This is a genomic window from Solirubrobacter deserti (assembly GCF_027587175.1).
In the GTDB taxonomy this organism is placed as follows: domain Bacteria; phylum Actinomycetota; class Thermoleophilia; order Solirubrobacterales; family Solirubrobacteraceae; genus Solirubrobacter; species Solirubrobacter deserti.
Genome location: NZ_JAPCID010000014.1, coordinates 119,441 through 133,504, shown reverse-complemented (window position 1 = coordinate 133,504; position 14,064 = coordinate 119,441). Strand labels below are relative to the sequence as shown.

At 72.5% G+C, this 14,064-nt stretch carries 15 protein-coding genes and 1 tRNA gene; 5 read left to right on the top strand and 11 right to left on the bottom strand.

The features are described from left to right. Positions 1 to 10 precede the first annotated feature (10 nt). Positions 11 to 934 carry a 2-hydroxyacid dehydrogenase gene (locus OJ962_RS12210; protein WP_202956500.1) on the top strand — a complete coding sequence of 308 codons (924 nt, stop codon included), beginning with the start codon at positions 11 to 13 and terminating at the stop codon, positions 932 to 934. Beyond that, entirely contained in the window at positions 931 to 1,800 is an 870-nt protein-coding gene (locus OJ962_RS12205; RefSeq protein ID WP_202956499.1) for a Ppx/GppA phosphatase family protein, read from the top strand. Before OJ962_RS12210 ends, OJ962_RS12205 begins: the two co-directional genes overlap by 4 nt. Before the next feature lie 264 nt (positions 1,801 to 2,064). Here the strand turns inward: OJ962_RS12205 and OJ962_RS12200 are convergent, their stop codons facing one another. Next, positions 2,065 to 3,690, bottom strand: coding sequence for an acetolactate synthase (locus tag OJ962_RS12200; protein WP_202956498.1), 1,626 nt, complete (start codon positions 3,688 to 3,690; stop codon positions 2,065 to 2,067). 89 nt (positions 3,691 to 3,779) lie between these two features. On the opposite strand from OJ962_RS12200, the gene OJ962_RS12195 reads away from it, so the two are divergent. Next, a complete protein-coding gene (locus tag OJ962_RS12195; RefSeq protein ID WP_202956497.1) occupies positions 3,780 to 3,944 on the top strand; it encodes a hypothetical protein in 165 nt (54 codons plus the stop codon). On the opposite strand, the gene OJ962_RS12190 is transcribed toward OJ962_RS12195, so the two are convergent. Continuing rightward, positions 3,941 to 4,591: a DsbA family protein gene (locus tag OJ962_RS12190; RefSeq protein WP_202956496.1), complete on the bottom strand. Its 651-nt coding sequence runs from the start codon at positions 4,589 to 4,591 to the stop codon at positions 3,941 to 3,943. The two genes, OJ962_RS12195 and OJ962_RS12190, sit on opposite strands and share 4 nt — an antisense overlap. Positions 4,592 to 4,791: 200 nt before the next feature. Here OJ962_RS12190 and OJ962_RS12185 point away from each other — a divergent pair, with 200 nt between their 5' ends. Continuing rightward, positions 4,792 to 5,481: a winged helix-turn-helix transcriptional regulator gene (locus OJ962_RS12185; protein ID WP_322101336.1), complete on the top strand. Its 690-nt coding sequence runs from the start codon at positions 4,792 to 4,794 to the stop codon at positions 5,479 to 5,481. Between the two features lie 67 nt (positions 5,482 to 5,548). Here OJ962_RS12185 and OJ962_RS12180 read toward each other — a convergent pair whose 3' ends face one another. Together OJ962_RS12180 and OJ962_RS12175 are read right to left on the bottom strand one after the other, a co-directional pair. Beyond that, a complete protein-coding gene (locus tag OJ962_RS12180) occupies positions 5,549 to 5,812 on the bottom strand; it encodes a DUF167 domain-containing protein (protein ID WP_202956495.1) in 264 nt (87 codons plus the stop codon). Position 5,813: 1 nt separating this feature from the next. Further along, positions 5,814 to 5,898, bottom strand: a tRNA-Leu gene (locus OJ962_RS12175). A gap of 157 nt (positions 5,899 to 6,055) precedes the next feature. Here OJ962_RS12175 and OJ962_RS12170 point away from each other — a divergent pair. Next, the gene (locus OJ962_RS12170; RefSeq protein ID WP_202956494.1) at positions 6,056 to 7,654 is read left to right on the top strand and encodes an RNA polymerase sigma factor; all 1,599 of its coding nucleotides are present in this window, start codon (positions 6,056 to 6,058) and stop codon (positions 7,652 to 7,654) included. Positions 7,655 to 7,741: 87 nt separating this feature from the next. Here the strand turns inward: OJ962_RS12170 and OJ962_RS12165 are convergent, their stop codons facing one another. The 7 genes from OJ962_RS12165 to OJ962_RS12135 all read right to left on the bottom strand — a co-directional run bounded on the left by OJ962_RS12165 (position 7,742) and on the right by OJ962_RS12135 (position 14,046). Then, positions 7,742 to 9,970 carry a tetratricopeptide repeat protein gene (locus OJ962_RS12165; protein ID WP_270006361.1) on the bottom strand — a complete coding sequence of 743 codons (2,229 nt, stop codon included), beginning with the start codon at positions 9,968 to 9,970 and terminating at the stop codon, positions 7,742 to 7,744. A 14-nt stretch (positions 9,971 to 9,984) separates the two neighbouring features. Continuing rightward, positions 9,985 to 11,724 carry an ATP-binding protein gene (locus OJ962_RS12160; protein WP_238932152.1) on the bottom strand — a complete coding sequence of 580 codons (1,740 nt, stop codon included), beginning with the start codon at positions 11,722 to 11,724 and terminating at the stop codon, positions 9,985 to 9,987. Between the two features lie 75 nt (positions 11,725 to 11,799). Continuing rightward, positions 11,800 to 12,132 (bottom strand): tRNA-binding protein, encoded by a 333-nt coding sequence (locus OJ962_RS12155; RefSeq protein ID WP_202956491.1) that lies wholly within the window; start codon positions 12,130 to 12,132, stop codon positions 11,800 to 11,802. Continuing rightward, positions 12,129 to 12,758 (bottom strand): hypothetical protein, encoded by a 630-nt coding sequence (locus OJ962_RS12150; RefSeq protein ID WP_270006360.1) that lies wholly within the window; start codon positions 12,756 to 12,758, stop codon positions 12,129 to 12,131. Before OJ962_RS12150 ends, OJ962_RS12155 begins: the two co-directional genes overlap by 4 nt. Then, positions 12,755 to 13,030 carry an Lrp/AsnC family transcriptional regulator gene (locus OJ962_RS12145; RefSeq protein WP_202956489.1) on the bottom strand — a complete coding sequence of 92 codons (276 nt, stop codon included), beginning with the start codon at positions 13,028 to 13,030 and terminating at the stop codon, positions 12,755 to 12,757. The genes OJ962_RS12150 and OJ962_RS12145 overlap by 4 nt, the downstream gene beginning before the upstream one ends. Then, positions 13,027 to 13,716 carry a metal-dependent hydrolase gene (locus tag OJ962_RS12140; RefSeq protein WP_202956488.1) on the bottom strand — a complete coding sequence of 230 codons (690 nt, stop codon included), beginning with the start codon at positions 13,714 to 13,716 and terminating at the stop codon, positions 13,027 to 13,029. Before OJ962_RS12140 ends, OJ962_RS12145 begins: the two co-directional genes overlap by 4 nt. Further along, positions 13,717 to 14,046 carry a hypothetical protein gene (locus OJ962_RS12135; RefSeq protein WP_202956487.1) on the bottom strand — a complete coding sequence of 110 codons (330 nt, stop codon included), beginning with the start codon at positions 14,044 to 14,046 and terminating at the stop codon, positions 13,717 to 13,719. It lies immediately after the preceding gene. Between the last annotated feature and the right edge of the window lie 18 nt (positions 14,047 to 14,064).

The window sequence follows — 14,064 nt, the reverse complement described above, 5'->3', positions numbered from 1 at the left end:
TACCCACGACATGCCCCGCGTCTTCATCTCCCGGGACCTGCCGTTCCCGGCCCTGGATCGCCTGAAGGAGCAGCACGAGGTCGACGTGTGGGAGCAGCGGACGCCGCCGCCGCCGGACGACTTCCTCGCCCGCGCCCGCGAGGCCGACGCGCTGCTCACCTGCGTGACCGAGAACGTCGACGGCGACTTCCTCGACCGGGCCGCCCCGATCACGGCGGTCGCGAACCTCGCGGTCGGCACGGACAACATCGACCTCGAGGCGGCCAAGCAGCGCGGCATCCCGGTGGGCAACACGCCCGGCGTGCTCACCGACGCCACCGCGGACATCGCGTTCGCGCTGCTGCTCGGCATCGCGCGCCGCATCACCGAAGGCGATCGAGAGGTGCGCGAGGGCCGCTGGGCGCCCTGGCACCCGGGCCACATGCTCGGCGGCGACCTCGCCGACAACACGCTCGGGATCATCGGCTGGGGCCGCATCGGCCAGGCGATGGCGCGCCGCGGCGAAGGCTTCGGCATGCGCGTCGTCCACCACTCGCGCTCGTCGGGCATCGACCTCGACGAGCTGTTGGAGACCAGCGACTACGTCTCGCTGCACACGCCGCTCACGCCCGAGACGCGCCACCTGATGGGCGCGGCCCAGTTCGCGCGCATGAAGCAGACCGCGTACTTCATCAACACGTCAAGAGGCGGGACCGTCGACCAGGACGCCCTGCGCGCGGCGCTCGTCGACGGGGAGATCGCCGGCGCGGGCCTGGACGTCACGGACCCGGAGCCGCTGCCGGGCGACGACCCGCTGCTCACCGCCCCGAACCTGCTCGTGGTGCCGCACGTCGGCAGCGCGACCGTCCGCACGCGCTCGCGCATGGCGGACCTCGCCGTGGACAACTTGCTCGCCGCGCTCGCCGGCGACGAGATGCCCAACCGGGTGGCATGACCCGCCGCGTCGCCGCCGTCGACATCGGCACGAACTCCACCCGGCTGCTGATCACGGACGGGACCCGCCGCTCGATCGTCACGCGCCTCGGCGAGGGCGTCGACGCGACCGGGCGGCTCGGTGAGGCCCCGCAGCAGCGCGTTCTCGACGTCCTGCGGGACTACAAGCAACTGATCGACGGCGCGCCCGCCGCCGCGGTGATGACCTCGGCCGTCCGGGACGCCGCCAACGGCGCCGAGTTCGCGCGGCGCGTCGAGGAGACCCTCGGCTTCCCGGCCCGCGTCCTGTCCGGCGAGCAGGAGGCAAAGCTCACGTTCGTGGGCGCAACCGCACAGCGCGACGAACCCGAGCCCGTGCTGGTGATCGACATCGGCGGCGGCTCCACCGAGCTCGTGATCGGTCACAAGGACGAGCTGCTGTTCCACGCCTCCACCCAGATCGGCGTCGTCCGCCACTCCGAGCGCCACCTGCATTCGGACCCGCCGTCACCGGACGAACTGCGAGCGTTGCGCGCCGATGTGCGCCTCCCCGAGCACCCGCGGGCCACCAAGGCGATCGCCGTGGCCGGCACGCCGACCCAGGCCGCGGCGATCGACCTCGGACTGGAGGTTTACGACCCAGCCCGGGTTGAAGGACACATCCTCACCGTCGCGCGCCTGCACGAGCTCTGCGCCCGACTGGCGGAACTGCCGCTGGAGCAGCGCAAACGCGTGCGCGGCCTCGATCCCGCCCGCGCGCCCGTGATCGTGGCGGGCCTGGCCATCCTGCTAGAAGTACTGACGTCCTTCGATCTGCGACAGGTCGAAGCCTCTGAGCACGACATCCTCTACGGACTCGCGCTCTCAACCGCCGCCGACGCACCGTGAACCGGTCCAAATTGTCCGCGCATGGACATGTGTTCGATTGGCAGTCCAAAGGGTCAAGGTGGAGAATCCTGCCTGTCGGAAGGGCGGTCGTGCCTCCCGCCGCCGTCCCACCGACGCATAGGTCCGGGCGATGCCGCATCATCGGCGCCTCCCGCCGCCTGGACCACCCAATAGGCCCCATCAAGGCACGTACCCCTGCCCGTCCTGACGGGGCCACTTCGAAGCCGCCCGCCCCCGCCGCGGGCGGCTTCATTTAACGGCCGTCTACGCCAGGTTCGCGGAGCGCGGGTAGACCACGGTCGGGTCGGTCGACACGTTCACGAGCGCGGGCCGGCCGGCGCTGAACGCACGGTCCAGGGCGGGCCGCAGCGCGTCGGCCTCGGTCACGAACTCGCCGTGCCCGCCAAGCGCGGCCACGACATCGTCGTAGCGCGTCTCCGGCCGCAGGTCGGCGGCGACCGACCAGCCGTTGTAGAGGAACTCCATGGGGTGCTTCTCGAGCGCCCAGATGCCGTTGTTGCCCATCACGCCGACGACGTTGACGCCGTGGCGGGCGAGCGTGTCGAACTCCATCCCGCTGAAGCCGAACGCGCCGTCGCCGAGCAGCAGCACCACCTGGCGGTCGGGATGCGCGAGCTTGGCCGCCAGCGCGTAGCCGGGGCCGGAGCCCAAACAGCCGAACGGACCCGGGTCCAGCCAGCAGCCCGGCTCGTAGGAGTCCACGACGCGCCCCGCGAAGGAGACGAAGTCGCCGCCGTCGCCGATCACGATCGCGTCGCGGTCGAGCACCTGCGCGAGCTCGCCGTAGACGCGCATCGGGTGCAGCGGGGAGCGCGGGTCCGCCAGTTGCCCGCGCTCGGCCTCGCGCTTTGCGGTCTCCTCCCCGCGCAGCCGGGAGACCCACGCGCGCGTGTCCGGCCCGTCGCCCACCAGCCCGCGCAGGGACGCCGCCAGGTCGCCGTAGAGCTCAGCGGCGACGCGCCGCGGATGCTCGCGCTCGGGTTCGGCGACGTCGATCACGACGACCTCGGCCTCTTCGTTGAACGCCTTCCCGAACGCGAGCCGGAAGTCCATCGGCACGCCGATCACGAGCGCGACGTCGGCCTCGCCCAGCGCCGTCTTGCGCGCCCGCGCGAACGCCAGCTCGTGGTCGGCGGGCAGGCAGCCGCGGCCCAGCCCGTTCAGGAACACCGGGATGCCGCGCCGCTCCGCCAGCTCGCGCAGCCCGTCCTCCCCGCGCCCCCAGTACAGGTCCGAGCCGGCCATGATCACGGGCCGTTCGGCCTCGTTGAGCAGCGCCAGCGCGCGCTCGAGCGCGTCGCCGTCGGCCTGCTCGGCGCGCGGCGGGTGCAGCTCGGACTCCTCCGGGTCGGCCTCGCTGAACACGATGTCCAGTGGGAAATCGAGGAACACGGGCCCACCGTGCGGGCGGGCGGCGACCGCCAGCCCCTCGTCGACGAGGCCCGGGATCTCCGCCGTCGACCCGGCCGTGGCCGCCAGCTTGGTCACCGGCCGCACGAACGGCACGTGGTCGATCTCCTGCAGCGACCCCTGCCCCCAGCGGAACGCGGGCGCGCGGCCGCCGAGCACCAGCATCGGCGAGTGGTTGAGCTTCGCGCTCGCCATCGCGCTCATGCCGTTGGTCACGCCCGGGCCGGCGGTCAACGCGGCGACGCCCGGCGCGCGCGTGACCTTCGCCCAGCCCTCGGCGGCGAACGCGGCCGTCTGCTCGTGACGCGTGTCGACGATCTCGATGCCCTCGTCCTTGCAGCCCTCGTAGAGCGAGAACAGGTGGCCGCCCGAGAGCGTGAACAGGTGCGTGACGCCGTGCGCCTTCAAGCGCCGCGCGATGAGGCGGCCGCCGTGCAGCCGCGTGGCTTCGTCGTCCATAGAGGCGGCGGAATCTATCCCCCCGGGCGGGGGGTCGCGCCGCCCCCGGGGCTGACTCCGCGCCCGCGTGTGATTAGCGTCACTGAGCGATGAACGACGAGCCCACCCTCAGCTTCAGCGACGCCGACCTCGAGCTGTTGCTCGCGGAGGCCGATCGCGAGGACCCGATCCTGCGGGACGGCCGTCCGGGGAACACGGAACGGCCGCGCGAGTCCTTCGACTCGCTGATCCTCGCAGGTCTCGTCTCGCCCTAGACGGAGCGCTCGGCCGCGGCGGCGTGCAGGCGAGCGGTCGCCGCCGCGTCGCCTACTCGGTCCTCGCCCCAGAACACGCCTCGAGCCACCCACAGCGCGGGCAGGCGGTCCGCGCCCGCGCCCAGCAGACGGCGCGCCGCCGCCTCCATGGCGCCGTCACGACGCTCCTCGCGCGCGGCCTTCAGGCAGCCGTCGAGCCGCAGGCCCGCGGCGGCGGCCGCCTCGGTGAGGATCTCCAGGTCGTCCAGGTCGAAGCCGCCCGCGAACGCGAGCCGGGTCGCCGCGAGCACGAACGCGCCACCGCGCCCCTGCTGGGCGGCGTAGTGCGCGACGCGCATGGCGGCCGGGACGGCCATCGGCCAGCGCTCGGGCCATTGCAGCGGCAGGCGCAGCGCCGCGGCGCGCTCCTCCGCGTGGTCGACGATCTCCTGGACGTCGCCAAAGTCCGCGGGCATGGAGGCGCATCGCAGCGTGCGTGAGCACGCCGGCGTCCATGTCACCTCATCAAACGCTCGATCGACCCGCTCCGCCGCTAAATACGTGAACGGCGACGCGAGGTCGTAGAGGAACTCCGCCCTAACGGCTTCCCCAGGTGTCTCCGGCCGGCGTCGCGCGCGGCGATCCTCCAGCCGTATGACCTCACCCATTCCGTGCATCCTCGATCTCGTGTCGTTCCCCAGACGCGAGAGCAGTTGCCCCCGTCGCAGCCATACAACGTCGGAAGAGACGGGAACTTGCGCTCGTGATCACTTCCTTGTCATCGGCCGTAATTGTCGATACCAGCAACCTTCCGTCGTAAAAGCAGGTATTCTGCGCGCACTCTAAGGCCGCATCAGGGAGGCCTCTCATACCACCTGTCCCACCGCCCAAACGTCACCCCTACGATCAATGGTCTCCGGACGCACGCGCCCTGGACCTCGTAGGTGACAAGTGGACGCTGCTCATCATCCGTGATCTCGCCGCCGGTCCGCGCCGGTTCGTCGAGCTCCAACGCGTGCTGCCCGGGATCTCCACCGAGCAGCTGCGTTCGAGATTGAATCGCATGGTCGCCGACGGCCTGCTCACGCGTCAGCGCTACCGCGAGGTACCGCCGCGCGTCGACTACGAGCTGACGGAGCGCTCACGCGAGTTGATCCCCGTGCTGGGCGCGCTCGCGCGCTGGGGCTACGACTGGACCTGGAGCGCTCCGCGTCCCGGGGAGGACGTCAACGTCGGCGCGATCTTCCGCCTGGCCCCGGGGCTGCTGCAGCCACCGGCCGGCCTGGAGGGAACGATCGAGCTGATCGTGGAGGCCGACGCCGACCATCCGGAGCGGCAGTACCTCGTCACGCTCGCGGGCGGCCGCGTCGAGGTGTCCGAGGTCGGCGGGGCGACCCCGACGGCCTCCGTGCGCGGGTCGGTCGCCGCGTGGGTGCGCGCGCTCGGGCCGGAAGGCTCCACCGAGTCCCTGCAGATCTCCGGCCGCGACGGCCTCGCCGGCGCGGTCCTCGACGGCTTCCTGCGCAAGGGCGCAGCAGCCGCTTCCGCCGCGGCCTAGTCCGCACGCTGACCGGCGGCAGCGCGCTGCAAGGCGCGTTGCCGCTCTGTCCGCGTACGAACCAGCGTCAGTCCCTGAGCAGCGCGGTGCGCAGGGCGTCCTCGGGCATGCCTTCCACCCGGATGACCTTGTCCCGCGCGGTCTGCCCGCGCACGACGTCCACGTGCGAGGGCGGTACGCCCGCCGCCTTGGCGATGAACGCGCACAGCGCCGCGTTGGCCTTGCCGTCCACGGGCGGCGCGGTGAGGCGGATGACGATCGCGCCGGCGCGCTCGCCCACGACCTCGTCGCGCTTGGCGCGCGGCTGAACACGGACGGCGATGTCTGCCAAGTGCCCGGGGTGGGACTCGAACCCACACGCTCCATAGAACAATCGGGTTTAAGCCGACCGCGTCTGACCAATTCCGCCACCCGGGCCGGCGGGAATCCTAGAGGGCGTATCGCCCAGAGGGCGATGCGCGGGCGAGTTCTGCGCAGCGGCCCCGAAGGCGCCGACCCCTCGGGAACTCGCGGGTGTCGTCGCTACGCTGAGTGGAGCAACGCCGCAACTTCCCCACGCGCCGAGGGTTTGCACGTGGGCAAGGTCCTGCCGCTCAGTACTCGTTTGGAAGCATCCGCTCTACAGCACTCCGGCCTTCACGGCCGCTCGCCGCTGCTGCGCCTGCAGTCGGATGAGCGCCTGGTCGCCCTGATCCGCCGTGGCAACCACGGCGCGTTCGAGGCGCTCGTCGCTCGCTACCAGTCGCGGCTGCTCGCGTTCTGCCGGCACATGCTCTCATCCCGGGAGGACGCCGAGGATGTGCTGCAGGAGGTCTTCGCGGCCGCGTTCAACGCGATGCTGGCCGACGAGCGCGAGATCAACGTGCGGCCGTGGCTGTACCGGATCGCGCGCAACCGCTCCCTGAACCACCTGCGCCGCACGCAGGCGGTGGGCATGGACTCGATGGACGTGCACCTGTCCGAAGGCGGCCTCACCACCGCCGACAAGGTGCACAAGCGCGAGGAGTTCCGGCTCCTGATCGCGGACGTGCAGGATCTGCCGGAGACCCAGCGCACGGCGTTGCTGCTGCGCGAGATCGACGCGCTGTCCTACGAGCAGATCGCCGAGGCGATGGAGACGACGGTCCCGTCGGTCAAGTCGCTGCTCGTGCGCGCCCGCGTGTCGCTGGCGGAGGCCGCCGAGGCGCGGCTGCTCTCGTGCGAGGAGGTGCGCATCGAGCTCGGAGAGGTCGCCGAGGGCCTCAAGCGCACGACCGCGCCGGTCCGCCGCCACCTGCGCACCTGCGAGCGCTGCACCGACTTCCGCAAGTACCTGCGCAACAACAACAAGGCGCTCGCCGCCCTGTTCCCGCTCGGCCCGCTGCTGATCTTCAAGAAGCTGCTCGTCACGCACATCGGTGCGGGCGCCGCCGCCTCCACCACGGGCGCCGCGGCCGCCGGCTCGGCCAGCGCGGGCGCCGCGCTGCAGGTCGGCTTCGGCACGGTCGCCTCCAAGGTCGGCGCCGGCCTGGCGGCCGCCGCGATCGTGACCGCCGGCGCTGTCGAGGTTCAGCACGCGACCACCAAGGGCGGCCCCGAGAAGGCGGCCGTCGCGAAGGTCGAGGCCAAGAAGGATCCCGCCGCGGTCGCTGCCGCGCCGACCACCGCTCCGGTGCCCGTCGCCTCCGTTCCGCAGCCGATCACGGCCAGCGCCGAGCGCAAGATCGCGCCCGCCGACACCGCCGGCAAGCCGGAGGAGGCCAAGCCGAAGGCGACCGCCACGGCCACCGCGACCGCCTCGGCCACGCCCGCCGCGGGCGCCACGCCGGCCGCGACCGGCACCGCGACGCCCACGGCTCCCGCCCCCGTCGAGGGCCGCGACGGCGACACCACCGCGCTGCCGACCGACACGCAGGGCACCGCCGAGCCCGGCTCCGGCACGATCTCGCCGTCCACGCCGCAGCCGACCACGACGCCCGCGCCGACCGGCCCGGCCTTCGCCGCCGAGCCGCCGCAGTCGACGCCGCAGCCCGCGCCGTCCCCCGTCGAGACGCCCGAGCAGGTCGCGGCCCCGGAGGCCCCGCCGGCCCCGACGCCGACGCCCGAGGTCCAGATCGAAGCGCCGGCCGCCACGCCGCCGGCGACGCAGGACGCGCCCGCCGCCGCCTCGCCGGCCGCCGGCGAAGACGAGTAGCGCCGCCCACGCGTCGCCGCCCGCCGCCTCTTCGCGGCGCGTGGAGGGTTTCGCACCGCTGCGGTGCAAAACCCTCCACGAACGTTCTCAGTACAGCGCCAGCGCCTCGGCGTGCTCGCGTTGCTGTGCCGACGCGGAGTCGTCACCCGCCGCCTCGGCCAGCGGGAGCCAGGTGAACGGGCCTTCCCACTCGGCCGTGAGCTCGCCGAGCCGCGCGTGGGCGGCGGCGTCGTCGACGTCGTCGGGCACCGCGAGGTGGCCGTAGATGCCCGGACGCTGCTCGCCGTCGACCTCGAGCTGGTACTCGGGCTCGCGGTAGCGGACGTCGATCACCCAGCCCTCCTCGCGGAGCGTGTCGACGAAGGCGTTCCAGGCGTCGTCGCCCGGGTCGACGCCGTCGAACGGGTACGCGCGGCGCGGGCCCTCGGCGACCACGTGGACGACCGGGAACGTGATGAGCTCGCCTTCGGCGGCCGTGCCGACCGGCTCGGCGTCGAAGACGACGAGATCGCCCGCGTGCTGGGGCTCGTCGCGCAGGCCGACGTTGAGCACCCGCGCGCTCACGGGCCCGGTGCGAAGCGCGATCACGAAGTCGTCGGCCGCGAACCGCAGGCGGATCAGGCCGGCGTCGACGTCGATCGGCCCCGAGTCGCCGGGCACGTCGATCTCGAGCGCGGCGGCGGAGGCGCGCACGGCCTCCCAGTCGCCGACGATGGTCGCCGGGACGAGCCGATCCCAGTGGGCGCTCGCCAGGCGGTCCTCGCCGGCGTGCCCGAGGACGCCGTTGCAGTGCACGAGCGCCGCCTCGAAGTCCTTCAGGTGCTCGCACGCCAGCGCGGCGATCCGGCGCGCGTTGAGCGCCTCCTGATCGCGCTCCACGATCCATTCCGCGCGCTCGCGCGCCCGCTCCATCTCACCTTCCCGGTACGCCGCGCGCGCCTCCAGCCACACCGCGTGCAGCTCGTCCAGCGGTCGCAGGCGCTCCGCGAGCCGCTCGACCTCCTCGCCGACCATGCCCGCGTCGATCAGCGTGTGGGCGAGCATCGCCTGCGCGTCGGCGTCCTCCACGTGCGCGTCCGCGAACTCGCGCAGCACCGTGAGCGAGTCCTCCTCCCGGCCCACGGCCTCCAGTGCCGAGTGCAGCCCCCAGGCCACCTGCAGCTCGTCCGGCCAGCGCCGGCGCGCCGCGTGCAGCCGCTCGAGGTCGAGCTCCGGGTCGCTGCGCTCCTCCGCGCGCCACGCGTCGAGAAACGCCTCGGCCGACTCGGGCAGCACGGGCTCGCGCTCCCGCATGCGCTCCAGCCCGGCCTCCAGCGCGCGCACGAACGCGTGGGCCCGCTCCGGGGACCGCAGGCGCGCGGCCAGGGCGCGCATATCGTCCAGCGCTTTCCGCGCCGTGACGGTCGCCCCGCGCCACAGTGCCAGCCGCCCGTGGATGGCCGCGAGCTGGACGCCGTCCCACGCGCGACCGCGCTCGACCTGCGCTGCCACCATCCGCTCCAGCAGCCCGCCGAGCCGCCAGTCGTTGGTCAGTCGCCCGCGCCGGACGAGCCGCTCGACGTCCTGGGCCCACCCGAGGTGGTAACGCGGCTCGCGCAGCACCGGCTCCGGATCGGCCAGCTCGGCGAGCGCGTCGTCGATCCGGCCGAGCCCGATCAGCGCCTCCGTCCGCGCCATCTGCCGCCAGCGTGCGAACGTGTCGTCGCGCTCGTCGCGGCGCGGCGCCGCCGACTCCAGCGCCTCCTGGAAGCGGCGCAACCGCAGCAGCGGCGTGGTCACGTCGTCCTCGGCGTTGCCGTAATCGCGGCCCGCGGCCGCCGCCCGAGCCCTCCCTTCACGCGCGACCTCCAGCGCCTCCTCGTATCGCTCCAGATCCGACAGCGCGTTGACCTTCTCCACGACCATGCAGTGAAAGCAGTCCCACGACGGGTCGATGCGCTCCAGCGCCTCCTCGACGACCGCGAGCCGCTCCTCGGCGTAGCCCGGGCCGTCCGCGCCGCTGTAGGCGTGCGCGAGGTCCTGGACGGTGCACACGGACTGCGGGCACGCGCGGTGCTCCTCGCGGTGGCTGAACTCGAGCGTCTCGACCGCGTACGGCACCTTCTCGAACCCGTCGCCGGTGGCTTGCAGGTGCCAGTGGCGAATGAAGATCTCCACCCACGGCAGCTCGGCCGAGCGCGCGAGGGCGAGCGCCTCGGGGACGATCGCCTCGACCTCGGCGTTCTGGTCGTCGAGCGCCGCGTCCGGCAGCCGGTCGATCAGCTCCGCGAGCCGCTCGTTGCCGCTCTCACGCAGCTCGCGCTCGACGTCATGCACCCACGACCAGATGTTCACAAGAGCCTCCGCACCGCTTCGCCGACACCGCTCAACGCTCCCAGCAGATCCACCTCGGCCCGCGTCTCCCGCTCGCCCGCCGCCATCAGCGCGAGCACGGCGCGCACCAGGTCCAGCGCCACCTCGACGTCCTGGCCGGCCCGGTGGGCCTCCAGCAGCGCGGCGATCACGGGCGAGTCCACGTTCACGTACAGCCGCGCGTCGTACGTGCCGTCGATCGTCGCCGTGTGCTCGCGCGCGAGGTGCAACGCGGCCGAGGCGATCCGCTCGCGCGCCTCGTCCGCCTCCAGCCGGGCTTTGAGCTCCGCCTCGCGGTCGGGGACGAGCACGAACGGCATCTCGGCCGGCTCGAAGCGCGCCGGCACGAGCTCCTGCCGCTCGCGCGTCAACTGCTCGGCGAGCCACGCCGCCTCCTCCAGCTGCACCCGCTCGAACAGCGCCCGGTCGCCGCTGGAGGTGCCGAGCTCGACGACGTCGATCCCCCGCGCACCGCACCACTGGCGCACGAACGGGACGACCGCGTAGCGCGTCCCGGTCGCGATCGGCCGTTTGAGCGCGCGGAAGCGCATCTCCTCGAACCCGCCCGTGCCGAGCCCGACGTGCGCGCGGCCGTCGCCACCGTCGACGAGCTCGCGCACCGTCATGTCGCCTTCGCTGGTCGGCACCTTCAGCTGGTCGGCGAGCAGCGCCTCGAGCTGCTCGTCGGCCAGCGCCGCGCCGAGCAGGCCCTCGTTGTGGCGGGTGAGCACGCGCGCCCACGCCTCCGGCTGCTCGGCTGCGACCTTGGCCAGCCCGGCGACCAGCGCCTCGTGCAGCGCGGTCCGCGCCGCTTCCCACGCGTCGTCGCGTTGCAGGTCCTCGCGGCTGGCGGTGGGCGTCAGCACGTCCGACTCGACCGCGCCGGAGACGAAGCCGGCCCAGCGCGGCAGCAGGTCGCGGGCGTCGTCGTCGAGCAGCATCCCGCGCACGTAGACCGCGAGCCGGCGGTTGTCCCAGGAGCCGTAGGTGAGCACGTCCTGGATCCACAGGAGCCCGCGCACGCCGCCGCCGTCGACCTCCAGCGTGCACAGCGGCCGGAACGACGGGTCCATCCGCTCGGCGAACGCGAGCGCCTGCTTGCGCGCCTGGATGGGATGGACGACGACGTCCTCGGACGCCGCGCGCCACGGCGGCGCATCGGCGTTCACCTGCTCGCCGTTGACGAACACCGGCAGCCCGAGCAGCGCGCAGTAGCGGCCCACGACGCCGGCGAGCACCGCCCGGTCGGCCAGCTCGCGATGGTCGGCGCCGAGCGTGAGCTCGACCTCCGTGCCCACCTCGCGCGGCGCGCACGGCTCGACGCTGTAGCGCTCGCCGGTGGTGCTCGTGTACTCGTACGCGCTGTCCGGCGCCTGGTAGGACGCGGTCCGCACGACCGTGCGCTCGCCGACGATGAACGCGGACAGGAAGCCGAGGCCGAACTGGCCGATCAGCTCGTCGGACCGCTCACGCAGCCCGCGCGTGTAGCCGACGCCGACCGTCGCCAGGAAGCGATCGATCTCCTCGCGGGTCATGCCCGCGCCGTCGTCGCGGACGGTCAGCGTGCCGCTCGCCGGGTCCGACGTGACGTCGATGCGTCCGCCGGTGAAGCCGTCGTCCTCCAGCCTGCGGCGCGTGATCGAGTCGTGCGCGTTCTGCACCAGCTCGCGGACGGCGACCGCGGGCGTCGAGTAGAGATGGCCGCCCAGCACGGTCATCAGACCGGCCAGGTCGACCTGGGTGGATTGGAGCTCCGTGGGGGCCACGGAGTACTGAGATTCCCCGCTTTGCGGTCAGTGAATCCGCGCGCCGAGCGGCACGTCGGTGTCCGGCGCGAGCAGGATCACGCGGCCCTCCTCGTCCGACGCGCCGAGCACCAGCACCTCGGAGCGCACGGGTCCGATCTGGCGCGGCGGGAAGTTGACGACCGCGACGATCCGGCGGCCGACGAGCTCCTCGCGCGCATAGTTGGTGATCTGCGCGCTGGAGCGCTTCTCGCCGATCTCGTCGCCGAAGTCGATCGTCAGCTTCCACGCCGGCTTGCGGGCCTCGGGGAAGTCCTCCACCGCGATGATCCGGCCGACGCGCATGTCGACGGCGGCGAAGTGGTCGTAGTCGATGGTCACGGACCCTCCGTGCCGAAGCGCAACGAGCGGTAGGGCGTCTTGAGTAGGCCGTTCGTGCCCACGTCGCGCGCCTTGCCGGCACCGCCCTTCGGCGTGGCCAGCATCAGCAGCTTCACGCCGGAGCGGGCGCCGGGCACCGGCTCGGGCAGCAGCACGAGCCGGCCGTACAGCCGCGGGCTGCGGCTCGCCCGGAACGCCAGCGAGTAGCCCGCCACGCGGTTGATGCGCACCTTTCCCTCCTCCACCAGCTCGAGCTGCGGGAACCGCTCCCGTAGGCGCTCGATCTCGCGCGAGGCCTCCACCGGCAGGACGCCGCCGACGTCGCCCCGGTAGGCCGGGAGCTCCAGCGGCTCGACGATGAACTCGTCCACGCCCTTGCGCTCGAGGTGGAACAGCGTGTCGTCCTCGATCCGCTTCATCGAGTCCGGGTAGCGCAGGTTGAACGCGATCGGCTCCTCGACCACCACCCGCGTCCCCTCCTCGCTCGTCCCGCGGGCGAGCAGGACGACCGCCGCCAGCGCGAGGAGCGCCAGCACGGCGATCGCCACGCCGCGGGACCGATTCGGCAGCCCCGCGAGCTCCTCGCGCAGCGTGGGACGGTGTTCGGGGGCGACCAGCAAGCTCAATTTCCGATGGAGAACAGCGCTTCGAGATCGTGCTGGGAGAAGACCTCGAACGCCACCATCGTGTGCGTGTTCTTGATGCCGGACAGCTCGGCGAACTTGTGCGTGACCACCTGCGCGACCTCCTCCGGGTTGCGCACCCGCAGGATCGCGACGAAGTCCCACTCGCCCGTGACGGAGTAGGCCTCGGCGACGCCCTCGACGTCGGCGAGCTGCCCGCCGAGCGACGCGATCGCCTCACGCTCGGCGTTGATCAACACGACGGCGTGGGTCATTTCAGATGGTGGGTGTCGCCGGGGTTGAGCACGTACACCTGGCCGAAGCCCGCGTTCTGGACGTCCTGCTTGAACGCCTCGGCGTCCGTCTCCACCTGCGGCATCGTGTTGTAGTGGATCGGGATGACCTGGTCGGCCCGGATGAACTCGCACGCGGTGACGGCGTCGAAGCGGTCCATCGTGAAGTGGCCGCCGATCGGCACCAGCGCGAGGTCGACGCGGTCGCCGCGACGGGCGATCAGCTGCATGTCGCTGAACAGCGCCGTGTCGCCCAGGTGGTAGATCAGCTTGCCGCCGTAGTGGATGAGCAGGCCCGCGGGCATGTGCGCGGTGCCGGACGGGGACACCGCGGTGTGCCACGCCGGCACGAGCTTCACCCAGCCCCAGTCGAACTGCACGGTCCCGCCGTAGTTCGGATTGATGACGTTCTCGACGCCGTTGCCCTCGATCTCCGCGGCGAGCTCGACGATCGCGACGACCGTGGCGCCCGTGCGCTTGGCGATGTCCACCGTGTCGCCGAGGTGGTCGCCGTGGCCGTGGGTCAGGAGGATCACGTCGGCGGGCACCTCGTCGGCGCTGGCCGCGGCCTTCGGGTTGCCGGTCAGGAAGGGGTCGACGAGGACGTCGGCCCCGCCGCCGGAGAGATGGAAGGCGGAATGACCCAGCCACCGCACGTCTGCTGCCATCTAGCTGTCCTCCTTGTCGATCAGCTGGTGGGCGAGCTCGAACCCCACCGCCGCCCCGATCATCATGGTCACGCGGATCTCCTCGGCGAGCAGCGTCTGCACCGCCTGCAGGCGCTCCTCGATGTCCGCCTTGCCTGCTGCCTCGAGCACCTGCGCGTGGTGGGCCGAGCCGAACCACTCGGCCTCGTTGAGCGCGATGTTCAGGATGCGCTGCAGCGTCGGGGCGTTCTCCGCGACGATGCGCTGGGCTTCCTGGAGCTGCTGCGGGTCGGTGAGCGCCTGGACGGCAGCTTCGACCTCGGCGTCGGTATACGCACGGCGTCCGGCCACTGACGGCCATCATACGAA

What these genes read in the sequence shown, in the direction of transcription:
- OJ962_RS12210 (WP_202956500.1), top strand. Translation starts at nt 11, where the DNA reads ATGCCCCGCGTCTTCATCTCCCGGGACCTGCCGTTCCCGGCCCTGGAT.
- OJ962_RS12205 (WP_202956499.1), top strand. Translation starts at nt 931, where the DNA reads ATGACCCGCCGCGTCGCCGCCGTCGACATCGGCACGAACTCCACCCGG.
- OJ962_RS12200 (WP_202956498.1), bottom strand. Translation starts at nt 3,690, where the DNA reads ATGGACGACGAAGCCACGCGGCTGCACGGCGGCCGCCTCATCGCGCGG.
- OJ962_RS12195 (WP_202956497.1), top strand. Translation starts at nt 3,780, where the DNA reads ATGAACGACGAGCCCACCCTCAGCTTCAGCGACGCCGACCTCGAGCTG.
- OJ962_RS12190 (WP_202956496.1), bottom strand. Translation starts at nt 4,591, where the DNA reads ATGGGTGAGGTCATACGGCTGGAGGATCGCCGCGCGCGACGCCGGCCG.
- OJ962_RS12160 (WP_238932152.1), bottom strand. Translation starts at nt 11,724, where the DNA reads ATGACCGTGCTGGGCGGCCATCTCTACTCGACGCCCGCGGTCGCCGTC.
- OJ962_RS12145 (WP_202956489.1), bottom strand. Translation starts at nt 13,030, where the DNA reads ATGACCCACGCCGTCGTGTTGATCAACGCCGAGCGTGAGGCGATCGCG.
- OJ962_RS12140 (WP_202956488.1), bottom strand. Translation starts at nt 13,716, where the DNA reads ATGGCAGCAGACGTGCGGTGGCTGGGTCATTCCGCCTTCCATCTCTCC.